A 26113-nucleotide genomic window follows, 5' to 3' on the forward strand; every position below is an offset into this window, starting at 1 on the left:
ACGACCCGTTCCGGACGGTGTCCTGAGGCACTTCTGGGTACGTGGTCTACTCGACCTAGAGCATCCGCCCTCGGAAGGACCTGACCGTGGCCCGCAAGAACCCCCTCGGGAAGATCAAGGACGCTGCCACCGACGCCGCCGCGACCGTCGTCGGCACCGTGAGCGAGACCGTGAAGGACCCGGTCGGCACCGGCCAGAAGGTGGTCGGCCAGGCCGTCGCCGTCGCCGGCGCGGTCGGTGCCAAGGTCCCGAGCCGTCGCCGTCGTGCGGCGGCGCCCTCGGCCCCCGCCCGGCCCGTCGCCGTGCCCGAGCCGCAGGACGAGTCGCGCAAGACGCAGGGCGATCCCCTCAAGCCGGTGAAGACCACCGCCACGGCGGCACCGGCCAAGAAGGCAGCTAAGAAGGCGCCCGCCAAGAAGGCGCCGGCCAAGAAGGCGCCCGTGAAGAAGGCCCCGTCGGCCAAGGCGGCCGTGACCGCGCCGGCCAAGGCTGCGGCCAAGAAGTCGGCCAAGAAGCCGGCGAAGAAGTCCACGACCGGTCCGGCCGCGACGAAGGCCGCCGCGAAGAAGTCCCCCAGGAAGGCACCGCCGACGACGACCGGGAGCGAGGGCTGACATGGACCCGCGCACGATCCTCACCCGCGGCGTCAGCACCGGCCTCCGCCTGGGGCGGGGCACCGCCGACCGGCTGGTGACCCTCGCCGGGCCTCCGATGGGCCGGATCGCCGACCAGGTGATCTCGCGCGTACGCCGGCACGAGTCGCCTCCCCCCACGACCACGACGTTCACGCCCTCGAAGCACGGCGAGCAGAGCGTCCCGTCCCCGGCCGTCGTCGCCCGCAACATCGGCCCGCAGCGGCCCGTCGCCAAGCCGGCCCGCGCTCCCAGGCCGAAGAACGTCCCGGGCGCCAAGCTCCCCCCGCCCCGCCCCAGCACGTCATAGTCGTCGTGTGAACCTGCCCGACCCGGCCCTCGTGGTCCTGGTCGGTCCGTCCGGCTCCGGCAAGTCCACGTGGGCCGGAGCCCGCTACCGCCGCGACGAGATCGTGTCGTCGGACGCCCTCCGCGGCGTGGTCGGCAGCGGCCCGCACGACCTCGACGCCACCGGCGACGCGTTCGACCTGCTCGAGCGGGTGGTCGCGGCCCGGACCGGCCGCGGGCTCACGACCGTCGTCGACACGCTCGGGACCGACCAGGTCCGCCGCCGCGCCTGGCTCGCCCGCGCCCGCGAGGTAGGGCTGCCCGCGGTGCTCGTGGTGATGGACACGCCGGACGCCGAGTGTCGCCGGCGCAACGCCGCGCGCGACCGACCGGTGCCGGCGCCCGTCCTCGCCGGCCAGCTGACCCGGCACCGGGCGCTGGTCCCCGAGCTCGGGCTCGAGGGGTGGGACGTCGTGCACACCGTGACGGCCGAGGAGACCTCGGCAGAGCCGCCGAAGGCGTCGCGGGAGCCCGCCGTCGAGCGGCGCACCTCCCAGGGCCTGAAGGTGGTGCTCCAGGTCAGCAGGTTCCCGTGGGGCGAGGACCCGCTGGCATGGCTCACCGGCGTGGCGCGAGCCGCCGACCAGGCCGGCTTCGCGGGGCTCTCGCTGATGGACCACCTCATCCAGATCCCCCAGGTCGACCGGGCCTGGGCGTCGATCCCGGAGCCGTGGGTCACCCTGGGCGCCGTGGCCGGGCTCGGCACCGAGCTCGAGCTCGGCACCCTGGTCACGCCGGTCACCTTCCGCGCGCCCGGCATCACCGCCAAGGCGGCCGCCACGCTCGACGTCCTGACCGGCGGCCGGGCGTTCGTCGGCGTCGGTGCCGGCTGGTGGGAGCGCGAGCACGCGGCGTACGGCCTCGACTTCCCGCCTCCACGGGAGCGCCTCGACGCGCTCGAGCGCGGCATCGAGACCATGAAGGCGCTGTGGGCCGCCGGCACCAAGCCCCACGACGGCGCGCGGGTCAGCCTCCCGGAGACGACGTGCTACCCGCGGCCGGTCGGCACCCTGCCCGTCATCGTCGGCGGCACCGGCCCGCGCACGCTGCGGGTCGCGGCGACCCTCGGCGACGCGGCCAACGTACCGTCCGCGCGGCCGGCGCTGGACGGGTACGTCGAGACGCTGCGCCGGCGCTCCGAGAGCGTGCGGGTCACGGTTCTCGACCTGCCCACGATCGGCACCGACCGCGAGGACGCGTGGGCGCGCGTCGAGCGGCTGCGCGGCCGGACCGCCGCGGCGGCGTACGCCGAGAGGACCCACGCCGGCACCGTCGCCGACCAGCGCGACCGCTGGGGCGGGCTGGCCGACCTCGGGGTCGACACGGTGTTCCTCGGCGTCGCCGACCTGGACGGCGCCGACGACGTCGAGCGGCTCGCCGGGCTGCTGGCCTGACCTACTTGAGCTCGTTGCTCGTGAGGCCCAGCACCCGGCGAGCGACGATCAGCTGCTGGATCTGCTGGGTGCCCTCGAAGATGTCGAGGATCTTCGAGTCACGGGCCCACTTCTCGAGCAGCTCGGTCTCGCTGTAGCCGACCGCGCCGCACAGCTCGACGCAGGACAGCGTGACGTCGGAGCCGACCCGGCCCGCCTTGGCCTTGGCCATCGAGGCCTCGAGCGAGTTGGGCTTGCGGTTGTCGGCCATCCAGGCGGCCTGCAGCATCAGCAGCCGGGCACCCTCGAGGTCGGACTCGAGCTGGAGGAACTTCGCCGCCGCCGCGGGCTGGGTGTACGCCGGCCGGTCGTAGTCGACCTCGACGCCCGCGTCCGCGAGCAGCTCGCGGGTGAGGTCGAGGGCGGCCGCGGCGCAGCCGATGGCCATCGACGCGACCAGCGGGCGGGTGTTGTCGAAGGTCGCCATGGCGCCCGCGAAGCCCTGCTTGGGGTCGACCTCGGCCGAGCCGAGGAGGTTCTCCGCAGGGACGCGGCAGTTCTCGAAGATGATCGTGGCGGTGTCGGACGCGCGGATGCCGAGCTTGTGCTCGAGCCGCTCGACCCGCATGCCCGGCGTCCCCTTCGGCACCACGAACGACTTGATCGCCGCCCGGCCGAGCTCCTTGTCGAGCGTCGCCCAGACCACGATGTGGTCGGCGCGGTCGCCGGAGGTCACGAAGATCTTCTCGCCGTTCAGGACGTACTCGTCGCCGTCGAGGACGGCGGTCGTCTTGATGTTGGCCGAGTCGGAGCCCGTGCCGGGCTCGGTGATCGCCATGCCGGCCCACACGCCGTCGAAGCGCGCGAGCTGCTCGTCGTCTGCGACCGAGGCGATCGCGGAGTTGCCGAGACCCTGGCGCGGCATCGAGAGCAGCAGGCCGACGTCGCCCCAGCACATCTCCTGGATGGACATGACGCTCGCCAGGTTGGCGCCGTTCTTGCTCTGGGTGCCGGAGCCGTCGTCCTGCTTGTCGTCGCGACGCACGCCGGCGGCCCCCGCGCCCTCCGACGCGCCGGACTCGGCGAGCCCGTCGATCATCGCCGCGAGCATGTCGAGCTCCTTGGGGTACTCGTGCTCGGCGAGGTCGTACTTGCGCGAGATCGGGCGCAGCATGTTCATCGCGACCTGGTGGGCCTGGCCCACCAGCGACCGGAACTTCTTGGGGTCGTCCAGGGAGATGGGCATTACACGATCACCGCGCCTTCCATGACGCCGACGGCCCGGAGGTCGCGGTACCACCGCTCCACCGGGTGCTCCTTGACGAACCCGTGGCCACCGAGCAGCTGCACGCCGTCGAGGCCGATCCGCATGCCGTGGTCGGCGCACGCCTTGCGGGCGAGCGCGACCTCCTTGGCGAAGTCCTTGCCCGCCGCGGCCCGGCCCGCCGCCTTGTAGGTCAGCAGCCGCATCGCCTGCAGCTCGATCGCGATGTTCGCCACCATGAACGCGACCGACTGGCGGTGCGCCACCGGCTCGCCGAACGCCTCACGCTCCTTGACGTACGGCGTCACGTAGTCGAGGACGGCCTGGCCGGTGCCGACCGCCAGCGCGCACCAGGCGAGCCGCGAGAGTCGCACGCACTCGGCGTACGTCGAGCCGTCGGTCGCGCCCAGCACCGCGCCCTCGTCGACCTCGACGTCGGTGAGCGTGAGCCGGGTCAGGCCGGCGGCGCGCACGCCCATCGACGGGTCGCCCTCCAGCGCGAGGCCCTCGGCGGACGACTCGACGAGGAACAGCACCGGGCGGCCGTCGAGCTGTGCCCCCGCGACGAACAGCTCGGCGTCGGCCCCGCGCGGGACCAGCGACTTCACGCCGTTGAGGACGTAGCCGTCACCCCGCCGCACGGCGGTGGTCCGCGGGCTCAGGACGTCGAAGAGCACCTGCGGCTCGGTGAGCGCGAGCGCTGCCGCGGGCACGTCGTCTCCGGCGAAGGCCGGCAGGTAGGTCTGCTGCTGCTCGTCGCTCCCCCACAGGCCGATGGCGGTGGCCACCGAGCCGGGAGCGAGGGCCGCCACGGCGATGCCGAGGTCGCCCGTGGCGAGCGCCTCCGCGACGAGCGTGCCGGCCATGGCCGAGCGCTCCTCGGCGACGCCGCCGAGCGACTCCGGGAGCCCGAGGATCGGCAGGCCGATCTCCAGGCTCGCCTCGAGCACCTCGGCGGGCGTGGCGCACGCCGCATCGGCGTCGGCTGCCGCCGGCCGCACGACCTCGGTGGCGAACTCGGTCACCACGTCGACGAGCAGCTGCTCGTCCTCGGTCGGCGTCAGGTCGAACTGCCCGGTCGCCTTCGTCGCCGGCGCACGCACGCCGTCCTTGCCGCGCGCGCCCTTGCGGGAGAAGGTCCGGCCGGCCTTCGTCACGGTGCTGAAACCACTGCGGGTGACCGTGAACACCGCCTGCTCGGCCTGCTTGCGCAGCCCGAGCCGGTCGAGCAGGTCGGTCTGGGCGAGCCGGCTCAGGCCGGCGACGAGGTAGCCGATCGGGTCGCGGGTCTCGGACGACGCCACCCCGTGCCGCCCGCCTGGGCGGAGATTGCCGAGCAAGGACATGCTCCTCAATGTAACTCCGAGTTACACAGCGGGCTACACGTGACGGGGTGCCTCCGGTCACACCGCTGTCCACACTCCGGTCCGCACCGGAGTCCGCCATCTCGGGGGTGCCTCGTTATCGTTCCCGCGTGACCGAGCAGACCGTCCACGCGCCGTACGGGCAGCTCCCGCGCGGCGGTGTCGTCCACCCGATCACGCGCTGGGGCGCGGACGTCATGCACCGGCCGCAGCAGCCGGTGACCGACTACGACGACGCCCTGCTGCGGCTGGTCAGCGACATGGTCGAGACGATGTACGCCGCCGACGGCGTCGGTCTCGCGGCGTGCCAGATCGGCGTCGACAGGGCGGTCTTCGTGTTCGACTGCCCCGACGACGAGGGCCTCCGCACGGTGGGCGTGGTGTGCAACCCGGTGCTCACCCTGCCCGAAGGCAAGGACCGCAAGCTCGACGACGGCGACGAGGGCTGCCTCTCCTACCCCGGTGCGTTCGTCGAGTGCGCGCGCCCGGACCTCGCCACCGTCACCGGCACCGGGGTCGACGGCTCACCGGTGGAGTTCACCGGCACGGGCATGCTGGCCCGCTGCCTCCAGCACGAGACCGACCACACGCTGGGCACGGTGTTCGGTGACCGGCTGCCGACCAAGCTCCGCAAGCGGCTCCAGAAGGCCATGGAGAAGGCCGCCGACGACTACCCGCTCGACTGGCCCGCGCACTAGGCAGCGGCCCTCGCCGGACGGCTCAGCGGCGCGCCGCGACGTAGCAGGCGACCGCGGTGGCGGCGGCGACGTTGAGCGAGTCGATGCCGCCGGCCATGGGGATGATCGCGCGCCGGTCGGCGGTCTCCTCCCACCGCGGCGAGAGCCCGTGCCCCTCCGAGCCCAGCACCAGCGCGAGCCGGTCGACCCCGGCGACAGCCTCCTCGACCGGGACCGCGTCGTCGGCCAGCGTGAGCGCCACGGTGGTGAAGCCGCGCCTTGTCAGGGCCAGGAGCGCGCCGTGCCAGTCGGGCAGGCGGGTCCACGGCAGCGCGAAGACCGCGCCCATGGCGACCTTGACCGAGCGCCGGTAGAGCGGGTCCGCGCACCGGGGCGCCAGCAGGACCGCGTCGAAGCCCAGCGCCGCGCCGGAGCGGAAGATCGCGCCGACGTTCGTGTGGTCCACGATCTCCTCGAGCACCAGCACCGACCGCGCGCCCTCGAGCACCTCTTCCAACGCCGGAAGCGGGCGGCGCTCGAGCGAGGCCAGCGCGCCGCGGTGGACGTGGAAGCCGGTGACCTGCTCGGCGAGGTCCTCGGACACGACGTAGCAGGGCGCGTCCGTCGTCGCGAGGACGTCGGACAGGCCGTCGAGCCAGCGCGGCGCCATGAGGAACGAGCGCGGGCGGTGGCCGGCCTCGACCGCGCGCCGCACCACCTTCTCGCCCTCGGCCAGGAACAGACCGTGCTCGGCCTCGAGGTGCTTGCGGAGCTCGACGTCGCGCAGGTCGCGGTAGTCGGCGAGCCGCGGGTCGTCCGCCGACCCGATCTCGACGAGCTCAGCCACGGCGGTCGGGGTAGTGCTCCGGACGGGCCACCGCGACGACGTCGCCGACCACGATGATCGCGGGCGGCCGCACGGCCTCGCGGGTGAGGTCCGCCGCGAGGGCGCCGAGCGTCGAGAGCACGGTCCGCTCCCCCGGCATGCTGCCGTCGCAGACGACCGCGACCGGTGTGCCCGGCTCGCGACCGCCGGCGAGGAGGGCGTCGGCGATCGCCGGGGCGTTGTCGACGGCCATCATCAGCAGCAGCGTGCCGTGCAGCCGCGCGACGGCGTCCCAGTCGGTGAGCGAGTCGGGGTGACCGGGGGGCACGTGCCCCGAGATGACGGTGAAGTCGTGCGCGACACCGCGGTGGGTAACGGGGATGCCGGCCAGCGCCGGCACCGTGATGGGGCTGGTCAGCCCCGGGACGACGGTGACGGGTACGCCGGCGGCCCGGCACGCCTCGACCTCCTCGAACCCCCGCCCGAACACGAAGCTGTCGCCGCCCTTGAACCGGACCACCCGCTGGCCGGCCCGGGCGCGCTCGACGAGGACGCGGTTGATCTCCTCCTGCTGGGCCGCCCGGCCCCGGGGCAGCTTGGCGACGTCGATGAGCTCGACGTCGGCCGGCAGCTCCCCCAGCAGCTCGCGCGGCGCGAGCCGGTCCGCCACGACGACGTCGGCCTCCATCAGGGCCTTGCGCCCGGCGACCGAGATCAGCTCGGGGTCCCCCGGACCACCCCCGACGAGGACCACACCCGGCGACCGGTCGCGCTGGTGGCGGGCCACGATCGTGCCCTCGCGCAGGCCCTCGAGGATCTCGTCGCGCACGGCCGCGCTGCGCCGCGGCTCCCGGTTGCCGAGCACCGCGACCGTCACGCCCGCGTGCCGGCCCACGGCCGGCGTCCAGGCGCTCGCCCGGGTGGCGTCGTCGGCGCGCACGCAGAACACCCGACGGTGTTCGGCGCCGTCGGTCACCGCCTCGTTGACCGCGGCGTCGTCCGTCGCGGCGATGACGTACCACGCGCCGTCGAGGTCGGCGTCCTCGAAGCCACGCCGGTGCCAGGCGATCTCCCCCGCCGTGGCGAGCCCCTCGACCGCCGGCGTCACCTCGGGCGAGACCAGGACGACGTCCGCCCCCGCGGCGATCAGCTGCGGCACCCGGCGCTGCGCGACGTGGCCACCGCCCACGACCAGCACCCGGCGGCCGGTCAGGATCAGGCCGGAGGGGTACGGCGGGTGCTGCTCCACCCCTCCATCATCGGGGTACCTGCGGACTAGGGTCGGACCACCCGACCTCGTGAGACAGGAGCCTCCATGTCACTCGACCGCCCGGTGAGCCCGGACCCCTACGACCTGCTGCCGACCGTCCCGTCGTTCACCGTCACCAGCGACGACGTCTCCGACGGCCAGCCGCTCAAGGACGACCAGGTCAACGAGTTCGGCGACACCTCGCCCCAGCTGTCGTGGTCCGGCTTCCCGGAGGACGCCAAGAGCTTCACGGTCACCTGCTTCGACCCCGACGCCCCGACGCCGAGCGGCTTCTGGCACTGGGTGCTCGTCGACCTGCCCGCCGACTGCACCTCGCTCGACGCCGGAGCCGGTGCCGAGGGCGCGTCGCTGCCGGGCAGCGCGTTCATGTGCCGCAACGACGGCGGGACGCGCGCGTTCATGGGCGCGGCGCCGCCGGAGGGCGACCAGGTACACCGCTACTACTTCGTTGTGCACGCGGTGAAGGAGGAGTCGCTCGGCGTCGACGCCGACGCCTCGCCCGCGGTGGTGTCCTTCAACCTCGCGTTCAAGACCGCCGGCCGCGCGATCCTCCACGGCACCTACCAGCACTGAGTTCCCCACGCGGCGCGCCCGCACCCGGCATGATGCGGGCGTGCCACGCTCCCGACACGGCCTGATCTGGCTGCCCGCGCTCGTCCTGGTCGCCACCATCGCGCAGCTCGCGGTCGCCACCTGGGTGCCGGGCATCGAGCGGTTCGCCGACAAGGCGTTCGGCGCCCGCCTCGCGGCGTACCCGGTGATGATGCTGCTGATCCCTGCGATCTGGTGGGTGGTGGTGAAGCGGCGCCGCCCGGACGCCGAGCCGCCGTACGTCGCGTTCGCGCTCGTGATGCTCGGCTTCCTCGTCGACACGACCGGCAACAGCCTCGACTTCTACGACACCATCACGTGGTGGGACGACATGAACCACTTCGTGAACTGGTTCTTCCTGCTGTCCGGCATCGGGCTCCTCATCGCGCAGGACCTCGAGCCGCGCTGGGCGCAGCTGCTGCTGGTCGCCGGTCTGGGCTGCCTGCTGGCTCTCGGGTGGGAGATCGGTGAGTGGTACACGTTCATCCGGCACGGCACCGAGCTCGACACGGCATACGAGGACACCCTCGCCGACATGACGCTCGGCTCCTGTGGCGCCTTCCTCGCCGCGCTCGTGGTCGCGCGGGTGAGCGCTACTCGCGCTGACGGCTCAGGATGAGCACCGCGCGGTCGTCGTCGCCGCTCTCGATTTGGTCGATGATGCGGGTCGCGGCGCCGCGGAAGCCGACGCCGACCGCCTCCTGCGCGGTCCGCTGGAGCCAGGCGATCCCGGCGTCGATGTGCGAGGCGCGGTCCTCGACGACCCCGTCGGTGTAGAAGAGCAGCGCCTCGCCCGGGAGGAGCCGGCCGTGGCTCACGTGCAGCTCCGGGTCGGGGAGCACGCCGAGGGCGGTGCCGCGGGCGTTGTCGATCAGCCACTCGCCGCTCGGCAGGTCGAGCCGCAGCGCGGGCGGGTGGCCGGCGCTGGTGATCTGGTAGCCGCCGTCCTCGAGGTCGACGAGCAGGTGGACCGCGGTGGCGAACGCCTCGTCGTCGCCCTGGCGGAGCAGGAACCTGTTGGCGGCCCGGAACAGGTCCTCCGGCCCGAGCGCCCCGATGAGCCCACCCAGCGCGCCGGCGAACTGCAGCGCGGCCGGTCCGGCGGCCGTCCCCTTTCCGCACACGTCGACCAGCACGACCTCCAGCCGCTGCTTGTCGTCGCTGAGCTCGGCGACGAGGAAGTCGCCGGCGTACTTGACGCCGTTCGACGTGAGCATCGCCGACTGCGACTCCCAGCCGCCGGGCAGGCTCGGGATGCGGCCCTGGGCCTGGAGCCGGTCCTTGAGCTCCCCCAGGAGCGCCTCGCTGAGCATGCCGGGCAGGCTGCTCCGCGCGCGGCTCGCGACGTAGAGGACGAGCAGCACCGCGACCAGGAACTCCACCACGGCCAGCCACTGGATCGGCGAGAGGTCCTCCTGGAGCACCAGCGACAGGGCGCCCGCGAGGGCGTCGACCGCCGCCACGACCAGCAGCGGCCGGAAGCTGAGGAGGATCCTGGCGACGAGCAGCCACAGGAAGTACGCCGTCAGCGGCATCAGCCCGCGATCGACCATCGAGACGCCGAACGACGCCGCCACCAGTACGACGAGCCCGGCCGCGACCGCCCACTGCGCGCGGACCGAGCCGCTCCGCCACGCGTCGACGCGCGCTCGCAGCACCTCAGCCGCCCGGCCAGCCATCCCCGAAGGCTAGTGCCTGGGCCGCGACCGGGTCGGCGTGCCTAGACTCCCGGCGTGCCCGACCCCGAGCTCCGTATCCGACGAGCCGGGTCGGCCTCTTCGCCGAGGTCGGCGGCGAGCTGGCCGGCGGGCTGATGGGCTCCTACCCGGAGCTCACGCCGATGGTCCTGCAGCGCGAGGCGCGGCTCAACAGCCTGTGGGTGCTGCCGGAGCACCGCGGCCTCGGGGTGGGCAGCCGGCTGGTGGAGGCGTTCCTCGACTGGGCGCGCGAGCGCGGGGCGGCGTACGCCGTGGTGAGCGCGTTCGCCGCCAACCCGACCGCGATCCGGCTCTACGAGAAGCACGGCTTCGGGCCGCACACGGTCACGCTGAGAGCCCTGCTCAGCTCCTGAACCGGGCCGCGACCTCGTCGGCCACGTGGGGCTCCCCCGAGATCCGGGAGGACCGCCTCAGCCCCGGCCGAGCAGCGCGTTGAGGTCGCCCACCGGGCCGAGATGGCCCAGTTTGTCGGGGTTCAGGACGTTGTGGAGCGCCACGATCCGCCCGGCGTTGGCGTCCATCGTCATCACGCTGATCAGCGCGCCGTCGGCGTCCCGGGTGAGCAGGGCCGGCCGGCCGTTGGCCTCCACGAGGTCGAGCGACACCCCGAGCTGCTCGCCGCGGCGCATCAGGCCGACCAGGAACCTGGCGACGGCCACGGCTCCTGTCATCGGCTTCTGGATCGCCGGCGCCCGGCCGCCACCGTCGCCGACGAACACCACGTCCTCGGCGAGCAGGCGCTCCAGGCCGGCCAGGTCGCCGTCGCTGACCGCGGCGAGGAACTCCGAGGCCAGCCGGTCGCGCTCCTCGCGAGACGCCTCGAACCGGGGCCTGCCCTCGCTGACCCGCTTCTTCGCCCGGACGAAGATCTGCCGGCAGTTCGCCTCGGACTTCTCGACCACCGCAGTGATGTCGGCGTACTCGTAGCCGAGGACCTCGCGCAGCACGAAGACCGCCCGCTCCACCGGCGAGAGCGCCTCCAGCAGCACGAGGAACGCCGTCGACACCGTCTCGTCGGTCTCGACCCGGTGCGCGGGGTCCGCGTCGTCGGGGCCGAGGATCGGCTCGGGCAGCCAGGGACCGACGTACCGCTCGCGGCGGACCCGCGCCGAGCGCAACGTGTCGATGGCGAGCCGGGTGGTGACCGTGCTGGCGTAGGCGTCGAGGTTGTCCACGCCCTCCGGAGAGCTGCGGTGGATCCGCAGGAAGGCCTCCTGCACGACGTCCTCGGCCTCCACGACGCTGCCGAGCATCCGGTAGGCGATCGAGAACATCAGCGGGCGCAGCTCGTCGTGCGCCTGGGAGAGATCGATCATCTCGCCGTCAGCGTAGCCCCGTGATCTCCGGGATTCCTCCCGGAATCTGTCACAGGCGGCTCGCCGGTGCCGTCGGAGGGGCACACGAGAATCGAAAGGAACTGATCATGCGAGTCTTCATCGCCGGCGCGACCGGAGCGGTCGGAAGCCGCCTTGCGCCACTGCTCTCGGACGAGGGCCACGACGTGTTCGGGTCGAGCCGCAACGACGCCGGCCGGGCCGCTGTCGACGCGGCGGGCGCGACCGGCATCGTGATGGACCCCCTCGACGCGGGCAGCGTGCGCGAGGCGATCGCCGAGGCGAAGCCCGACGTCGTCGTCCACCAGCTCACCGCGCTGAGCGGGATGACGGGGAACCTGAAGAAGTGGGACCAGGACTTCGCCGTGACCAACCGGCTGCGCACGGAGGGCACCGACCACCTCCTCGCGGCCGCGCGGGCCTCGGGCGTACGCCGGTTCGTCGCCCAGAGCTATGGCGGCCACTGGACCAACCAGCGCACGGGCGGGCCGGTCAAGAGCGAGGACGACCCGCTCGTGGACCGCGCCGGCAAGGAGGCGACGCAGTCGCTGCGCGCGCTCAAGCACCTGGAGCGGGTCGTCACCACGGCCGCCGGCCTCGAGGGGCTGGTGCTGCGCTACGGCAACTTCTACGGCCCGGGCAACACCCTCTCGCGCGACGGCGAGATGGGCCAGCTCGTCCGGCGCGGGAAGATCCCGGTCGTGGGCGGCGGGCGCGGCGTGTGGTCGTGGATCCACATCGACGACGCCGTCGCCGCCACCGTGGCGGCGATCGAGCGAGGCGAGCCGGGCATCTACAACGTCGTCGACGACGACCCGGCGCCGGTCTCGGACTGGCTGCCCTACCTGGCCGAGCAGCTCGGCGGCAAGAAGCCGATGCGGATCCCCGCCTGGCTGGCCCGGCCGCTCATCGGCGAGTTCGGGGTGGAGCTGATGACGTCCGTGCGCGGCTCGTCCAACGCGAAGGCCAAGCGCGAGCTCGGGTGGGCGCCGCGCTACTCCAGCTGGCGCGAAGGCTTCCGCACCGGCATCGGCTGAGCCCGACGACGGGCGGTTGCCCGAGCGGTCCCGCCCGGCCGTTGCAGAATGAGGCGTGGTGCGGTGGTGGCGCGGCTTCCTGGAGAGGGAGCTCGCGCGCGTGCGCCGCGACGGCCGCGCGGCCGTGATGTGGTCGCTGCGCATCACCGTCGCCGCGACCACGAGCTACCTCGTGGCGTCCTGGCTGTTCCCCGGCACCGAGCCGCTGCTCGCCCCGCTGACCGCGATGCTGGTGGTGCAGGTGACGCCGCTGTCCCTGCTCGCCAGCGGGCTGGACCGCGTCGTCGCGGTCGTCGCCGGGGTGGCGCTGGCCGTGGGGTTCGCGGCCGTCGTACCCCTGGAGTGGTGGAGCCTCGGCGTCCTCATCCTGATCTCCATCACGCTCGGGCAGTTCCTCCGCCTGCGCGACAACCTGGTCGAGGTGGCCATCAGCGCGATGCTCGTCCTGGGTGTCGGGGCGATCGGCGCCGGGGCGGCGGCGTGGCAGCGCATCACCGAGACGCTCGTGGGCGCGGTGGTGGGCATCGCCGCGACGCTGGTGTTCCCGCCCAAGGTCGCCAGCTCCGACGCCGGTCGCGCGATCGACGGGCTGGCCGACGCGGTCAGCGAGCTGCTGACCCGGGCCGCCGAGGCGCTGGACACCATGGCCGACGAGGAGCCGCAGCGGCTGTCGGGTGCCGCTCGGGAGTGGCTCGACGACTCCCGGCGGATCACGCACGACATCCCGGTCGTGGGCGCCGCGCTGCTCCGCGCCGAGGAAGGTCGGCGCCTCAACGTCCGCGCCGTCCGCACGCCCCACGTCGAGCCTGGGCTCCGGCAGGGCCTGGAGGCCCTCGAGCACACGGCCGTGGCGATCCGTGGGCTGATGCGGTCGGTGTCGGAGGCCGCCGAGGGCGACTGGCTCGGCGAGGACTCCGCGGCCACGGTGCTGCGCGACCTGGCCCAGACGTTCCGCACGCTGGCCGCCGGCACAGACGCCTTCGGCGAGCTGGTGCGCCACGAGGGCGACGTCCAGGTCAGCCTCAGCCGCGACGACATCACCCGGCTCCAGGAGGCCCAGGACGGCATGGTCCGTGCCCGAGCCCACCTCGACGAGGCGCTGGCGCAGGAGTACAGCGCCGACGTCGTGGAGCTCTACGCGACCACGCGCGCCACGGTCCGGCGGCTGCAGCACGAGCTGGCGCTGGACGAGCGCGTACGCCGCCAGCTCCGGCTGCTCCCCCCGCGCCGGCTGCCCCCGAAGCCCACGATCCGTCGCCGGCCGGCGAGCGACTGGCCGGCGCCGACCGGCCCCGACGACGACACGCAGGCGCTGCCGGAGCTCTAGGTGCCGGAGCTCGAGGTGGGGTAGATGTCGACGCCCGGTGGGGCGTCGAGGATCATCCGGGCGTGCTGCGCGCTGATGCGTCGGGTGCCGCGGTGATCGACCAGGAAGCCGAGCCCGTGCGGGGTCAGCCAGACGTAGCGGCCCTGCCCGCACTGGCGAGCGCGGTAGCCGGCGTGGGTCTTCCACCGATGATGTCTCCGGCCGAGCGGGCCGGAGTTGTGAGTGCCGGTCTGCGTCGGTGGGCCGCCGCGGATGTCTTGCTCGGCGTCGTAGGGGATCGGGTGGTCGTAGTCGACGTTGCGGCTGACCGAGGTGGCGTAGGGCCAGTAGTCGCCGCCGGTGATCAGGTGCACCCGCTCCTTGAGCGCGTCGGAGTGCTCGTAGGCGGTGCTGCGGACGCGGTCGGAGAGGTCGATCACCGGCTTGACGGTCAGGTCGGTGCGGGCGAGCAGCCGCTGCAGGCCGGCCAGCGTGACCGGCGCGAGCCCCTCGACGCGCGCGACGCCGGGCGCGCCCTGGATCGCGGCCTCGTGGAGGTGGACGTAGAGCACCGACCTGGGAGCCATAGGCGCGAGGTCGACCTCACGCAGGGCGTCGAGCAGGTCGGCGGGGAACGCGGTCGCTCGGCTGGGCTCGGGCGCGATCTCCTCCTGAGGGTCGCGGTGCTCGAGGAGCAGCTGCAGCAGCTCGGCAGGACGCGCCAGCCAGCCGAACGCGATCGAGCGCAGCTCGTCGGCGGCCGCCTCCGGGAACCGCGGGGCGAGGATCTCGGCCACCCTGCCCACGATCGCCTCGACCCACATCGCGTCGCCGGCCTCGACCCGGGCGATCACCGTGCGGAGACCGAACTCGTCGGTGCGCCCCGAGGACACGTAGCGCCGGCGCCGCTCGGCCTGGGCGCGCTCCTCGTGAAGGGCGGGATCGGCCTTGATGATCGCGGCCTCGGCCACGGCCAGCACCCGGCCGCCGGACTCGTGGGCGATGATCCCGCTGATCGTCTGGTCGACGACACCGACCCGGTCGGCGGGCAGGTGCCGCGACAGCTTCGCGACCCGCCTGGCGATGCTGAGCTCCGCCGTGCCCGCCCGGCACACGGCCCACGTCCGCGGCAGCCGGTGCATCAGGTCGAGGACGTCGGCCATCGCGTTGACCGTCGCGGTGACGCCCGTGCCGCGAGCCAGCGCGATCTCACCGAGGCAGAACTCCTGCACCCCCGGCGTCCCCTCGCCGCCCAGGCACACCAGCGAGTCCCGCTCGTGCACCGGGTCACCGGAGTGCACGGCGGCCCACTGCGCCAGCACCTGGAGGTCGCGCACCTCCGCCAGCCGACGAGCCCGCACCGCCTCCGACGAGGCGGCCAGCAGGCCGGCCTCGTCGAGGTCGGACAGGTCGTCGTTCATGGAGATCACGCTAGACGCGACCACCGACATCGCCCCGTCGTCGAGGCGGACCAGGCGATCCTCTGGTCTTCTCTCACTCGGGGTGTCTCCATTGGCGACGCAGTTCCCGGATCAGCCGAGTTGAGTGCGTCTGGCGGCAGGGTGGCGTAGCCGAACGTAGCGATCGCCAGCCCGACTTGGCCTCCCACGCTGAGGCCGGCACGCAGCATCGTCGCTCGCTACGTCCGAATACGTGCGAGTGGCCGGATGAATCAGGCCTCCATGGGTCGCCGGTCAGCAGTCCGCTTGAGAGTGTGGTGCTGAAGATCAGCTCAGCTCATCCGCAGCACCACACTTCGGCGCGTCGCCACTGTTCGCACGCGGACGTGCCGCGATGAGTGCGCTCCGGACGAGGGGGTCAGGCCGCGACTTCAACTCGAGAGTCGGCGTGTCGGCGTGCTTGCGGCCGCGCTCGCCCGGCGCGTTGAGTGCGGGCTCCAGCAGGTCCCACTGCTCATCGGTGAGGTCACTCGCGTAGGCAGGGCCCCGCACGGTGCCTACGGCGCCCAGCCGACAGGGACACACGCAGTCAGAGCGTGAGCTCGTACGACGTCCCCACCGGGCGCCAGTCCTGCGGCAGGCGGTCGTAGTAGGGCGCCAGCATCGCGGGCGGTGTGACCACCTTGCGGAAGCCACGGTCTCGCAACCTGCTCGCCCGCCGCCAGACGAACTCGCCCGGGGAGAAGTCCCGGTAGCGCGGAGTCACGTAGTCCAGCAGCACGTGGGCGACCTCGCCCTCGCCCCGGATGAGCACCACACCGACGGTCTCGTCGCCGCTCTGCACCTGGAAGGCGAGGTCGTCCTCGGTCAGGTCGCCGGCCGAGAACCCGGGCAGGGAGCGCCCGATGTCGGCCTCGTGCACACCGAGGAAGTGGCACAGGTAGGCGTCGCTCGGGCCCACCTCGAGCACCTCGTAGGCCGCCTCGGAGTGACGGTCGCGGAGCATCCTGGCGATGAAGACGACGTTGATCGCGCTGGTGGCCACGTTCATCCCGACCATCGGCCAGACCGCCAGGAGTGCGTTGAAGGTCACCAGGATCACCGACGCGCCCAGGTTGAGCAGGCGGAACCGCAGCACGCGGGTCTGCAGCAGCGAGACGATGAGCAGCGCACTACCGAGCCAGCCGAACAGGTCGAGCCAGTGCTCAGCGAGCCAGGTCACCCCTGAAGGCTACTGAGGTACGGCGCGCGCCCGGTCGGCCGATGCGTCGTACCAGCGCAGCACGCGCAGGGCCCGCAAGGTGTTCCACCGGCTGGGCGTGCCGTCGGGCTCCTCGAACCGGAAGTGGACCGCGCCGGCGTGGGTGTTCTCGAGCAGCCAACGCCCGTCGGGTCGGCGCTTGGCGCGCACGCACTCGATCGCCTCGGCCAGCCGCGGATCGGGAGTGCCACCACGCAGGGCGAAGTACTCCGTGGCCTTGAGCAGGTCGTAGTGCCAGCGCGGAGGATAGGCGAACGACGTCCACCTCGGATCCACCACCTCACCCGTGCGCAACGACCGGAGAAGGCTGCGCCGGAGCAGGTACTCCTCCCCGTCTCGGCGCGCCTGGCGCACCTCCTCGGTGCCGCCGGTGTGGCGCTCCCACCTCAGGAGGGCGTCGACCACGTCCAGGGTGCTCGCGAACGACGACGGCGCCGGGCGTGTCTCGGCCCAGCAGTTCCACCCGCCGTCCGGCATCTGGTCGGCCACGAGCCGTTCGACCACCGGTCCGACGTCGACGCCCAGGTAGGTCCCGATCACGATCGTGCCGGCGTTGATGCAGCAGTCCACCTCGCCGGCGAAGAAGGGCAGCCCGTCGTACTCCCAGCGGCAGTTCCGGGCCACCAGCCGGGCGGTCTCCTGCATCACGGGGCTCTCCCGGGGCACGCCCAGAGCGCACAGGTCGCGCAAGACCGGATACGTCGCGGTCCATGGCTGGCCGGCGGGTTCGGGATCGGGATCGGGCGACGGCCACGGCGGAGGCGGCTCGCCGGCAGCCAGAGCCCGCGCGGTTGCCAGGGCGAACGCCGCCGTGTCCGGGAAGCAGGCGCCGTTCGCCCACAGGCCGTCAGGAGCGCGCCGCGCCAGCAGCCGCGCACCCCAGCCCTCGCGCTCCACCCGTGACCGCTCGGTCGCGACCTCCGTCTCCGAGCCGTCGACGAGGTCGCGCAACACCTGCCAGCGGATGGCGGGATCGCCCTGCAGCAGCCACCGCACCACCGGGTCGTCCTCGACCAGCGGCGCCGTTCGTGGCCGGAAAGGACCCGGGTCTTCCGTCCGCTCCATCCCTGAACGCTAGACGGAGGTCACCCCAGCGGCGCCCTGAGCGACAGGCGTACGCCGAACCGCTCACCGGCCACGTCCACCTCGAACCGGGCGGAGGCCAGCGAGTCGGTGGTGACCGGCCCGTCGGAGCGCAGGTAGGCCAGCCCGACCGAGGCGCCGACCGTCTCGCCCCAGGCGGCGCTCGTCACCTGGCCGGCAGGGAGCCCGTCGCGGAGCAGCAGCTCGCCGCCCCACAGCATCGGCGCAGGGTCGGAGAGCACGAACGACACCAGCCGGCGCCGAGGGCCACCGGCCGCGAGCCGGTCGCGCTGCGCCTCCAGAGCTTCCCGGCCGAGGAACGGCTTGGACTCGCGCAGCGCCGTGGCGAAGACCAAGCCAGCCTCGACCGGCGTGTAGTCGGGTGAGAGCTCGCGCGGGAAGGCACGGAAGCCCTTCTCCAGCCGCAGCGAGTCGATCGCGTAGTAGCCGGCGTTCGCGACCCCCAGCGACGCGCCCTCGCCGAACAGCGCGTCGTAGACGGCTCCGGCGGAGCCGACGGGGACCGTGAGCTCCCAGCCGACCTCGCCGACGTACGTCATGCGGGTGGCCCGGAGGGGTACGCCGGCGACCGTCGCCGTGCGGCTCGTGGCGAACGGGAAGCCGGAGTCCGACCAGTCGTCGGAAGAGACCCGGGCGAGGAGCTCGCGGGAGGCCGGCCCCATGACCCCTAGCACCGCGAAGGCGTCGGTCACGTCGCCGGCCTCGACGCCGCCCTTCCGGCGCAGCCAGTCGAGGTCGCGGACCGTCGTGGCCGACGACGAGACGATCCAGAAGCTGTCCGGCCCGTCGCGGGTCACCGTGAGGTCGGCCTCGTAGGTGCCGCGCTCGTTGAGCCAGGGCGTGTAGACGCAGTGGCCGACCGGGACGTCGACGTCGGCGGCGCAGACCCACTGCAGCGCCTCGAGCGCGGCAGGGCCGGCGACGACGTACTTGGAGAACGACGTCTGGTCGAAGACCGCGACGGCCTCGCGGGTCGCACGCTGCTCGGCCGCGGACCACGGCAGCCACGACGGCTTCCCCCAGGCGTAGTCGAGCGAGGCACCCGGGGCCGGGGCGAACACGTTGGGTCGCTCCCAGCCCATCTTCGACCCGAACACCGCGCCCGCCGACGCGACCCGCGAGTGCAGCGGCGACCGGCGTACGTCGCGGGCGGTGACCGGCTCGCGATTCGGCCACGGGACGGCGTAGTGCAGCCCGAGCGTCTCCGCGACCCGCGCGCGGAGCCACCCCTGGTTGCCGTTGAACGGAGCGAACCGGCGCACGTCGACGCCGGTCTGGTCGCTCGTGGGCTCGCCCGAGACGACCCACTCGGCGAGCGCCCGCCCGGCCCCGCCGGCCGAGGCGATGCCGACCGAGTTGAAGCCCGCGCCGACGAAGCAGTTGTCGAGCTCCGGCGCGCGGCCGAGCAGGAACTGGTTGTCCGGGGTGAACGACTCGGGCCCGTTGTAGAACTTGCGGATGCCGGTCTCGGCCAGCGCCGGGATGCGGTGCACGGCCTCGTCCATCAGCACCGAGAAGTGCTCCCAGTCCTCGTCGAGGAGCTGGAACTCGAACGGGTAGGGCAGGTCGTCGGGCGAGCGCCACGGCTTCGCGTCGGGCTCGAAGCCGCCGACGACGAGGCCGCCCACCTCCTCCTTGAAGTACGTCCAGCCGTCGGGGTCGCGCATGATCGGCAGGTCGGGGTGGGTGCCCTCGACCGCCTCGGTCACCACGTAGAAGTGCTCGCAGGAGTGCAGCGGCACCGTGACGCCGACCAGGTCGCCGAGCGCCTTGGCCCACTGCCCCGCGCAGCTGACGACCACGTCGCACTCGACGCTCCCCCGGTCGGTCTCGACCGCCGTGACCCGGCGGCCGTCGAGGACGAACCCGGTCACCCGCGTCTTCTCGGCGACCGTCGCCCCGCCCGTGCGCGCGCCCTTCGCGAGCGACTGGGTGAGGTCGGTGGGGTTGACCTTGCCGTCGCCGGGCAGCCACAGGGCGCCGAGCAGGTCGTCGACCTGCATCACCGGCCACAGCTCCTGGGCGCGCGCCGGCGTGACCAGCTCGCACTCCATGTCGTACGCCGCCGCGTTGGCGGCCGTGCGGCGCAGCTGCACCATCCGCTCCTCGGTGCGCGCCACGATCACGCCGCCGACGTTGCGGTAGCCCGTCGCCAGACCGGTCTCGGCCTCGAGCGAGGCGTACAGCTCGGCGGAGTACTGCACCAGCCGGGTGCCGCTCTCCGACGCCCGCAGCGGTCCGACCAGCCCGGCCGCGTGCCACGTGGTGCCACCGGAGAGGCGACCCTGCTCGAGCAACAGCACGTCGGTCTTCCCGAGCTTGGTCAGGTGGTAGGCCACGGACGCGCCGATCACGCCCCCGCCGACGACGACGATCTCGGCACGCGACGGCAGCTCAGCCACGAGCGACATCCTCCAGCAGGCCCGCGAGGTCCGGGCCGCGGAACGTCGCCTCGGCCTTCTCGAACCGCTCCATGCCCCAGCCGTGGAAGTCGAAGTCCATCGTCGAGGTCGCGGCCTGGATGAAGCCCCACAGCGACCAGCCGTACTGGCTGCACAGCGCCTGGAGCCGCACCCGCGCGAGGTCGGCGGGAGACGGGTCGCCGAAGTAGGCCTCGGTCCACGCCTCGGTCTGCTCGGGCGTGAAGCCGCACTCCGTCGAGGTGTTGCCGAGCTCGAAGCACGCGTCGTTGTTGCCGCTGTACTCGTAGTCGATCAGCCACACCTGCCGGCCGTCGTCGATGAAGTTGGCGGCGAGCAGGTCGTTGTTGCACGGCACCGTCGGGCGTGGGCTCGTCCCGAGCGCACGGCGTACGTCGGCCCACGCGGCGGCGTGGTCGTCGTAGGTGGGGGGCAGCGCGAACCCCTTCTCCCGCACGGTCGCGAGGTAGCCCGCCTGCCGCGCGAACATGTCGAAGTCGTTCACGAACCGCTCCGCCCCCGCGTGCAGCCGGCGGCAGGCGTCGGCCGCACGGGACAGCACGCCGGGGTCGTCGAAGTCGGCGTCGACCAGCGCCTTCCCGGGCAGGTAGCCGATCACCAGCATCCCGAGGTCGGGGCGGTACTCGACCACGGGCGCTCCGACGGCGGCCCCGGCGGCCCGCAGGCTGTTGGCGTGCTCGGCGTCGCGGTCGATGCCGAGCATCGCGGCGTCACTGGACGAGCAGCGCACCACCAGATCGAGGGGCGGACCGTCGTCGTCGGTGACGACCCGCACGTTGTGGTTGGTCAGCCCGCCGGGCAGGTCGGAGGCGTGCCAGGACCGCCCCGCCAGCACGGCGAGGCGGTCCAGGTCGACGAGCTCACTCAGGACGGCGGTGCGTCAGTCGTCGTACACCTCGGCGACGGCTGGGTCGATGTTGGCGATCGGACCCTTGAACCAGTGCTTCGCCGAGACGTTCCACCACAGCGTGAGCAGGAGCAGCGCGCCCAGGGTGACGACGGGTGCGTAGTTGAGGAACTTCCACTCGAACTCGTCGCTGAACGGGTTCGCGGCCGGTGTCGTCGGCATCATCAGGAACAGCGAGACCACGACGATCTCCACCACGGCGATGATGTTCATCCACTTGTACTTCTGGCCGTTGTTCCACGAGCCCACCTCGAACCGGTCTCCATGGCGCCAGCGCAGGAAGATCGGGATCGCGAAGGACAGGTAGAGGCCGATCACCGCGATCGAGGTGACCGCGTAGAACGCCAGCGGCACGGGCGTCCCGCCGACGTCCACCTTGATCAGCGCCGGCAGCGTGAGCACGGCCGCCGAGACGGCGACGCCGATCACCGCGTTGGCCGGGACCCGGTTGCGGGAGAGCGACGACCAGCGCTGCCACCCCGGCACGGCTCGGTCGCGGCTGAACGCGAAGGTCATCCGAGAGGACGACGTCAGGCACGAGGTCGCGCAGAAGAACTGCGCGGAGGCGGAGATGAACAGCACGAGCGTCGCCCAGTTCTTGTCCAGGGCGGCGAGGAAGATCGGCTGCACCCCCGACCCCGCGAGCGCGTTGTCCGGCTGCCCCTGGGCGTTGTCCGGGATGGCGAAGACCACGCAGAGCAGCAGCACGTAGCCACCCAGGGCCGAGTAGAAGATCGAGCGCCAGATGCCCTTGGCGGCCGCCTTGCTGGCCGAGGCCGTCTCCTCCGAGAGGTGCGCGCAGGCGTCGAAGCCGGTGATCGTGTACTGCGTGAGCAGGAAGCCGAAGGGCACGATCGCGAACCAGAACCCGAGGGTGCTGGTGCTGCCGTCGGCGTACCCGGAGTTGTTGTAGCGCTCGGTGAAGACGTAGCTGAACGACTGGTGCTGGTCGGGCACGAGGATCAGGATCAGCACGATCGCCGAGGCGCCGACGACGTGCCACCACACCGAGACGTTGTTCATGATCGCCATCAGGTGGCCGCTGAAGATGTTCAGCACGCCGGCCATCGCCAGCACGATCACGAAGATGATGAAGACCCGGGTGAGCGAGTAGTCGCCCGCGAACGAGTCGGAGTAGGTGCTGATCGTGAGGTCGATGAACGTCGCGCAGCCGTAGGAGACACCAGCCGTCACGGCGATCAGGCCGATCAGGTTGAGCCAGCCGGTGAAGAACCCCGCCATCGGCCCGCCGAGCTTGGACGCCCAGTAGTAGATGCCACCCGAGGTCGGGTACGCCGAGACGAGCTCGGACATCGTGAACCCGATGATCAGGATGAAGACGCTGAGGATCGGCCAGGACCACGAGATCGAGATGGGTCCGCCGTTGTTGAAGCCGGCGCCGAAGTTGGTCAGGCACCCGGCCAGGATCGAGATGATCGAGAACGAGATCGCGAAGTTGGAGAATCCCGACCACGACCGGTTGAGGTCCTGCTTGTACCCCAGCCGGGCGAGGTGCGCCTCGTCCTCGTTGTGGACCTGCGGCTCGTCGACAGCCATTCCGCCCCCTCGGTGTGCGAGCCGCCGTCGGGGCGACCCGAAGATGGCCAGAAACTAGACCCGTGCCGCCGGGGGTGTAAACAGTCTCCGAGGAAAAGGTATGAACTCAGACCAAAAACGCCCGGCACGATTGACAGCGAAGTGAGCAGGAACCGAGAGTGACCGCCATGAGCACGACCCCGGCCCCGCACCTCCCCGAGGCGGTGCTCCGGCCGGTGCGCGGTCACCACGCGTTCGAGTCGTGCGTCGAGCAGCTCGCGACGGCCATCCGGCTGGGGGTCTACCCGCGCGGCACGACCCTGCCCGCGGAGCGCGAGCTCGCCGAGCGGCTGCAGGTCTCCCGGGCCACGCTGCGCGAGGCGATGGCGGCCCTGCGCCAGGCCGGTCTCGTCGAGACCACGCGCGGCCGGGGCGGCGGCACGGTGGTCACGCTCAAGCCCGGTCTGCCGGCCGCCCGGGCCGCGGCGCGGACCAGCACGGCCCGCCGCCAGAGCTGGCTGGACTCGCTCGACTTCCGCCGGATCGTCGAGCCCGGGGCGGCCGCGCTGGCGGCGTCGCGCGACCTGGCGCCCGACCGGCTGGCGCAGCTCGAGGAGGCGCACGCGGAGGTCGCCTCCGCGAGCAAGCCGGCCGAGCACCGCCAGGCCGACTCGCGGTTCCACCTGACGGTGGCCGCGCTGACCGACTCGCCGCGCACGGTCGAGGCGGTGACCTCGGTGCAGGCGACGCTGCACGAGATGCTGCTCGCGATCCCGGTGCTGGGCACGAACATCGCCCACTCCGACCGCCAGCACGCGCGACTGGTGCGGGCCATCGTGGCCGGCAAGCCGGACCTGGCCCGCCGGGTCATGGAAGAGCACTGCGACGACACGGCTGCGCTCCTGCGCGGGCTCGTGGGCTGAGGGGAAGCATGACCGAGACCGGGCTGCGCAACGAGCGTCACCTGAGCATGAACGACCTGGTGGCGCGCATCGACGACGGCACCATCGACACCGTGGTGGTGGCCTTCACCGACATGCAGGGACGCCTCCAGGGCAAGCGCCTGCACGGGCGCTACTTCGCCGACGTCGTGGTCGACCACGGCACCGAGGGCTGCAACTACCTCCTCGCCGTCGACGTGGACATGAACACCGTCGGCGGCTACGTCATCTCCTCGTGGGAGCGCGGCTACGGCGACATGGAGTTCGTCCTCGACGAGCGCACGATCAGGGTGCTGACCCACCTGCCGGCCACCGCGATGGTGCAGTGCGACCTCGTGTGGCTCGACCACTCCCCCGTCCTCCAGTCGCCGCGCACGGTCCTGCAGCGCCAGCTCGACCGCTGTGCCGAGCGCGGCTGGACCGCGCTGTCCGGCACCGAGCTGGAGTTCATCGCGTTCGACACGACCTACGAAGCCGCGTTCGACGCGGGCTACCGCGACCTCACGCCGGTCAACCAGTACAACGTCGACTACTCGATCCTCGGCACCAGCCGGGCCGAGCCGCTGCTGCGCGCGATCCGCAACACGATGTACGACGCCGGGCTGGACGTCGAGGGCGCCAAGGGCGAGTGCAACTTCGGCCAGCACGAGGTCGGCTTCCTCTACGCCGACGCGCTCACCACGGCCGACAACCACAGCGTCTACAAGACCGTGGCGAAGGAGATCGCGGCCCAGCAGGGCCGGTCGATCACCTTCATGGCGAAGTTCAACGAGCGCGAGGGGAGCTCCTGCCACATCCACCTCTCGCTGCGCGGCCAGGACGGCGCCCTGGTCTTCTGGGACGCCGACGCGGGCAGGCCGACGCCGCTCTACGACTCGTTCGTGGCCGGGGTGCTGGCCACCGCGGCCGACTTCACGCTGCTCTACGCGCCCAACATCAACTCCTACAAGAGGTTCGCAGCCGGCTCGTTCGCCCCGACGGCGATCGCGTGGGGCCACGACAACCGCACGTGCGCGGTGCGGCTCGTCGGCAAGGGGGCCGCCGCGCGGATGGAGAACCGCATCCCGGGTGCCGACGTCAACCCCTACCTCGCCACCGCGGCGATGCTGGCCGGCGGCCTGCACGGGATCGAGCAGGGGCTCGAGCTCGAGCCCGAGCTCGTGGGCAACGCCTACGACTCCGACAAGCCGCACGTCCCGCACACCATGACCGAGGCGCGCGAGCGCTTCGCGACGTCCGAGCTCGCCCGCGCGGCGTTCGGCGACGAGGTCGTGGACCACTACACCAACATGGCCGACGTCGAGCTGGCGGCGTACGGCGCCGCCGTGACCGACTGGGAGCTCCGGAGAGGATTCGAGCGTCTGTGACTGATCTCTTCACGGTGGTCAACCCGGCCACCGAGCAACCGGTGGTCGACGTGCCGCTGACCGACCTGGCCGGCACCGACGCCGCGATCGCCGCCGCGCACGAGGCGTTCCAGCGCTGGCGTGCGGTGGCTCCGGGCGAGCGGGCCGCGCTGCTGCGCCGGTTCGCGGCGGTGGTCGACGCCCACGTCGACGAGCTCGCGGAGCTCGAGGTCCGCAACGCCGGGCACACGTGGGGCAACGCCCGGTGGGAGGCCGGCAACGTCCGCGACTGCCTCAACTACTACTCCGGGGCGCCCGAGCGGATGTTCGGCAAGCAGATCCCCGTGCCCGGCGGCACCGACCTCACGTTCTACGAGCCGCTCGGCGTCGTGGGCGTCATCGTGCCGTGGAACTTCCCGATGCCCATCGCAGGGTGGGGCTTCGCGCCCGCGCTCGCCGCCGGCAACACGGTCGTCCTGAAGCCCGCGGAGATCACGCCGCTCACGGCGCTGCGGATCGGCGAGCTGGCGCTCGAGGCGGGGCTCCCCGAGCACGTGCTCACCGTGCTCCCCGGCAAGGGCTCGGTGGTCGGCGAGCGGTTCGTGACCCACGAGCTGGTCCGCAAGGTGGTGTTCACCGGGTCGACCGAGGTCGGCAAGCGGGTGATGGCCGGCTGCGCCGAGCAGGTGAAGGCCGTGACCCTCGAGCTGGGCGGCAAGAGCGCCAACATCGTGTTCGCCGACGCGGACCTCGCCGCTGCGGCCGCGTCCGCGCCGTACGCCGTGTTCGACAACGCCGGCCAGGACTGCTGCGCGCGATCGCGGATCCTGGTCGAGCGCTCGGCGTACGACGAGTTCATGGCCGGCTTCGAGAAGGCCGTCTCGGCGCTCCGCGTGCTCGACCCCTCCGACGAGTCGTCCGAGATGGGGCCGCTGGTCTCGGCGGGGCAGCGCGCCTCGGTGCAGGGCTACCTCGACGAGGTCGACGTGACGTTCGCGGGCTCGCGCCCCGACGGCGCCGGCTACTGGATCGCGCCCAGCGTGGTCACCGTCGACGACCCGGCGGAGCGGATCTGGCGCGAGGAGGTGTTCGGCCCGGTCGTCGCCGTGATGCCGTTCGACGACGAGGCCGACGCCGTGGCGCGGGCCAACGACTCCGACTACGGCCTGTCCGGCTCGATCTACACCAGCGACCTCGGCCGGGGGCTCCGCGTGGCCCGGGCGGTCGAGGCCGGCAACTTGTCGGTCAACTCGCACTCGTCGGTGCGCTACTGGACGCCGTTCGGTGGCTACAAGGAGTCCGGTCTCGGCCGGGAGCTCGGTCCGGACGCCCCCCTGGCGTTCACCGAGGAGAAGAACGTCTTCATCGCTCACTAGTCGGTGGTTGAGGAGGTCGCGCAGCGACCGCCTCGAAACCTCGTAAGGGAAGGCTGGTACG

General features: G+C 72.5%; 23 protein-coding genes and 1 pseudogene. 12 read left to right on the forward strand and 12 right to left on the reverse strand.

What is annotated here, in order from left to right:
* The first annotated feature begins 86 nt into the window (after nt 1–86).
* From G514_RS29285 to G514_RS0113370, 3 genes are read left to right on the forward strand one after another with little or no spacing between them, the layout of a single operon-like run.
* On the forward strand, nt 87–614 hold the full coding sequence (locus tag G514_RS29285; RefSeq protein WP_211222130.1) for a hypothetical protein: 528 nt from the start codon (nt 87–89) through the stop codon (nt 612–614).
* 1 nt (nt 615) lies between these two features.
* The gene (locus tag G514_RS0113365) at nt 616–942 is read left to right on the forward strand and encodes a hypothetical protein (RefSeq protein ID WP_028652157.1); all 327 of its coding nucleotides are present in this window, start codon (nt 616–618) and stop codon (nt 940–942) included.
* A 7-nt stretch (nt 943–949) separates the two neighbouring features.
* Nucleotides 950–2374 carry an LLM class flavin-dependent oxidoreductase gene (locus G514_RS0113370; protein WP_028652158.1) on the forward strand — a complete coding sequence of 475 codons (1425 nt, stop codon included), beginning with the start codon at nt 950–952 and terminating at the stop codon, nt 2372–2374.
* 1 nt (nt 2375) lies between these two features.
* Here the strand turns inward: G514_RS0113370 and G514_RS0113375 are convergent, their stop codons facing one another.
* The gene (locus G514_RS0113375; RefSeq protein ID WP_028652159.1) at nt 2376–3599 is read right to left on the reverse strand and encodes an acyl-CoA dehydrogenase family protein; all 1224 of its coding nucleotides are present in this window, start codon (nt 3597–3599) and stop codon (nt 2376–2378) included.
* Nucleotides 3599–4963, reverse strand: coding sequence for an acyl-CoA dehydrogenase family protein (locus tag G514_RS0113380; RefSeq protein WP_051247432.1), 1365 nt, complete (start codon nt 4961–4963; stop codon nt 3599–3601). The genes G514_RS0113375 and G514_RS0113380 overlap by 1 nt, the downstream gene beginning before the upstream one ends.
* A 128-nt stretch (nt 4964–5091) precedes the next feature.
* Between G514_RS0113380 and def the strand changes: the two genes are divergently transcribed.
* On the forward strand, nt 5092–5679 hold the full coding sequence (def, locus tag G514_RS0113385) for a peptide deformylase (RefSeq protein WP_028652161.1): 588 nt from the start codon (nt 5092–5094) through the stop codon (nt 5677–5679).
* A gap of 22 nt (nt 5680–5701) precedes the next feature.
* Here def and G514_RS0113390 read toward each other — a convergent pair whose 3' ends face one another.
* Together G514_RS0113390 and cobA are read right to left on the reverse strand one after the other, a co-directional pair.
* The gene (locus G514_RS0113390; RefSeq protein WP_028652162.1) at nt 5702–6505 is read right to left on the reverse strand and encodes a TrmH family RNA methyltransferase; all 804 of its coding nucleotides are present in this window, start codon (nt 6503–6505) and stop codon (nt 5702–5704) included.
* Nucleotides 6498–7733 (reverse strand): uroporphyrinogen-III C-methyltransferase, encoded by a 1236-nt coding sequence (cobA, locus tag G514_RS0113395; protein WP_028652163.1) that lies wholly within the window; start codon nt 7731–7733, stop codon nt 6498–6500. Before cobA ends, G514_RS0113390 begins: the two co-directional genes overlap by 8 nt.
* Before the next feature lie 66 nt (nt 7734–7799).
* On the opposite strand from cobA, the gene G514_RS0113400 reads away from it, so the two are divergent.
* Entirely contained in the window at nt 7800–8327 is a 528-nt protein-coding gene (locus G514_RS0113400) for a YbhB/YbcL family Raf kinase inhibitor-like protein (RefSeq protein WP_028652164.1), read from the forward strand.
* 40 nt (nt 8328–8367) lie between these two features.
* Complete coding sequence (locus tag G514_RS0113405) at nt 8368–8964, forward strand: DUF2238 domain-containing protein (protein WP_245582201.1); 597 nt, start codon at nt 8368–8370, stop codon at nt 8962–8964.
* Here the strand turns inward: G514_RS0113405 and G514_RS29290 are convergent.
* Nucleotides 8939–10024, reverse strand: coding sequence for a PP2C family protein-serine/threonine phosphatase (locus G514_RS29290; RefSeq protein ID WP_051247433.1), 1086 nt, complete (start codon nt 10022–10024; stop codon nt 8939–8941). The two genes, G514_RS0113405 and G514_RS29290, sit on opposite strands and share 26 nt — an antisense overlap.
* 86 nt (nt 10025–10110) lie before the next feature.
* Here G514_RS29290 and G514_RS26675 point away from each other — a divergent pair.
* Nucleotides 10111–10416: pseudogene (locus G514_RS26675) on the forward strand (GNAT family N-acetyltransferase); the annotation flags it as partial.
* A gap of 57 nt (nt 10417–10473) precedes the next feature.
* On the opposite strand, the gene G514_RS0113420 reads toward G514_RS26675, so the two are convergent.
* On the reverse strand, nt 10474–11379 hold the full coding sequence (locus G514_RS0113420) for an RNA polymerase sigma-70 factor (protein ID WP_036564663.1): 906 nt from the start codon (nt 11377–11379) through the stop codon (nt 10474–10476).
* Nucleotides 11380–11486: 107 nt separating this feature from the next.
* On the opposite strand from G514_RS0113420, the gene G514_RS0113425 reads away from it, so the two are divergent.
* Together G514_RS0113425 and G514_RS29295 are read left to right on the forward strand one after the other, a co-directional pair.
* Nucleotides 11487–12434, forward strand: coding sequence for an NAD-dependent epimerase/dehydratase family protein (locus G514_RS0113425; protein ID WP_028652167.1), 948 nt, complete (start codon nt 11487–11489; stop codon nt 12432–12434).
* Between the two features lie 55 nt (nt 12435–12489).
* Nucleotides 12490–13761, forward strand: a complete 1272-nt coding sequence (locus G514_RS29295; RefSeq protein WP_051247435.1) for an FUSC family protein — start codon at nt 12490–12492, stop codon at nt 13759–13761.
* On the opposite strand, the gene G514_RS0113435 is transcribed toward G514_RS29295, so the two are convergent.
* From G514_RS0113435 to G514_RS0113460, 6 genes are all read right to left on the reverse strand, one after another.
* Nucleotides 13758–15161, reverse strand: a complete 1404-nt coding sequence (locus G514_RS0113435; protein ID WP_157544786.1) for a hypothetical protein — start codon at nt 15159–15161, stop codon at nt 13758–13760. The genes G514_RS29295 and G514_RS0113435 overlap by 4 nt on opposite strands.
* A 568-nt stretch (nt 15162–15729) precedes the next feature.
* The gene (locus G514_RS0113440; protein ID WP_028652169.1) at nt 15730–16362 is read right to left on the reverse strand and encodes a YgjV family protein; all 633 of its coding nucleotides are present in this window, start codon (nt 16360–16362) and stop codon (nt 15730–15732) included.
* A gap of 9 nt (nt 16363–16371) precedes the next feature.
* On the reverse strand, nt 16372–17466 hold the full coding sequence (locus G514_RS0113445) for a squalene cyclase (RefSeq protein ID WP_245582202.1): 1095 nt from the start codon (nt 17464–17466) through the stop codon (nt 16372–16374).
* A 20-nt stretch (nt 17467–17486) separates the two neighbouring features.
* On the reverse strand, nt 17487–19907 hold the full coding sequence (locus tag G514_RS0113450) for a GcvT family protein (protein ID WP_245582203.1): 2421 nt from the start codon (nt 19905–19907) through the stop codon (nt 17487–17489).
* Nucleotides 19900–20781 (reverse strand): phosphotransferase, encoded by an 882-nt coding sequence (locus G514_RS0113455; RefSeq protein WP_245582204.1) that lies wholly within the window; start codon nt 20779–20781, stop codon nt 19900–19902. Before G514_RS0113455 ends, G514_RS0113450 begins: the two co-directional genes overlap by 8 nt.
* 45 nt (nt 20782–20826) lie before the next feature.
* Entirely contained in the window at nt 20827–22410 is a 1584-nt protein-coding gene (locus G514_RS0113460; RefSeq protein ID WP_028652173.1) for an amino acid permease, read from the reverse strand.
* Nucleotides 22411–22577: 167 nt separating this feature from the next.
* On the opposite strand from G514_RS0113460, the gene G514_RS0113465 reads away from it, so the two are divergent.
* From G514_RS0113465 to G514_RS0113475, 3 genes are read left to right on the forward strand one after another with little or no spacing between them, the layout of a single operon-like run.
* Nucleotides 22578–23312, forward strand: a complete 735-nt coding sequence (locus G514_RS0113465) for a FadR/GntR family transcriptional regulator (protein ID WP_028652174.1) — start codon at nt 22578–22580, stop codon at nt 23310–23312.
* An 8-nt stretch (nt 23313–23320) separates the two neighbouring features.
* Nucleotides 23321–24697, forward strand: a complete 1377-nt coding sequence (locus G514_RS0113470; protein ID WP_028652175.1) for a glutamine synthetase family protein — start codon at nt 23321–23323, stop codon at nt 24695–24697.
* Complete coding sequence (locus tag G514_RS0113475) at nt 24694–26052, forward strand: aldehyde dehydrogenase family protein (RefSeq protein ID WP_036564666.1); 1359 nt, start codon at nt 24694–24696, stop codon at nt 26050–26052. Before G514_RS0113470 ends, G514_RS0113475 begins: the two co-directional genes overlap by 4 nt.
* Nucleotides 26053–26113 lie beyond the last annotated feature (61 nt).

It is taken from the genome of Nocardioides halotolerans DSM 19273, assembly GCF_000422805.1.
Taxonomy (GTDB): Bacteria; Actinomycetota; Actinomycetes; order Propionibacteriales; family Nocardioidaceae; genus Nocardioides; species Nocardioides halotolerans.

What these genes read in the sequence shown, in the direction of transcription:
- G514_RS0113365 (WP_028652157.1), top strand. Translation starts at nt 616, where the DNA reads ATGGACCCGCGCACGATCCTCACCCGCGGCGTCAGCACCGGCCTCCGC.
- G514_RS0113375 (WP_028652159.1), bottom strand. Translation starts at nt 3,599, where the DNA reads ATGCCCATCTCCCTGGACGACCCCAAGAAGTTCCGGTCGCTGGTGGGC.
- G514_RS0113380 (WP_051247432.1), bottom strand. Translation starts at nt 4,963, where the DNA reads ATGTCCTTGCTCGGCAATCTCCGCCCAGGCGGGCGGCACGGGGTGGCG.
- G514_RS0113400 (WP_028652164.1), top strand. Translation starts at nt 7,800, where the DNA reads ATGTCACTCGACCGCCCGGTGAGCCCGGACCCCTACGACCTGCTGCCG.
- G514_RS29290 (WP_051247433.1), bottom strand. Translation starts at nt 10,024, where the DNA reads ATGGCTGGCCGGGCGGCTGAGGTGCTGCGAGCGCGCGTCGACGCGTGG.
- G514_RS0113420 (WP_036564663.1), bottom strand. Translation starts at nt 11,379, where the DNA reads ATGATCGATCTCTCCCAGGCGCACGACGAGCTGCGCCCGCTGATGTTC.
- G514_RS0113425 (WP_028652167.1), top strand. Translation starts at nt 11,487, where the DNA reads ATGCGAGTCTTCATCGCCGGCGCGACCGGAGCGGTCGGAAGCCGCCTT.
- G514_RS0113435 (WP_157544786.1), bottom strand. Translation starts at nt 15,161, where the DNA reads ATGAACGACGACCTGTCCGACCTCGACGAGGCCGGCCTGCTGGCCGCC.
- G514_RS0113445 (WP_245582202.1), bottom strand. Translation starts at nt 17,466, where the DNA reads ATGGAGCGGACGGAAGACCCGGGTCCTTTCCGGCCACGAACGGCGCCG.
- G514_RS0113460 (WP_028652173.1), bottom strand. Translation starts at nt 22,410, where the DNA reads ATGGCTGTCGACGAGCCGCAGGTCCACAACGAGGACGAGGCGCACCTC.
- G514_RS0113465 (WP_028652174.1), top strand. Translation starts at nt 22,578, where the DNA reads ATGAGCACGACCCCGGCCCCGCACCTCCCCGAGGCGGTGCTCCGGCCG.
- G514_RS0113470 (WP_028652175.1), top strand. Translation starts at nt 23,321, where the DNA reads ATGACCGAGACCGGGCTGCGCAACGAGCGTCACCTGAGCATGAACGAC.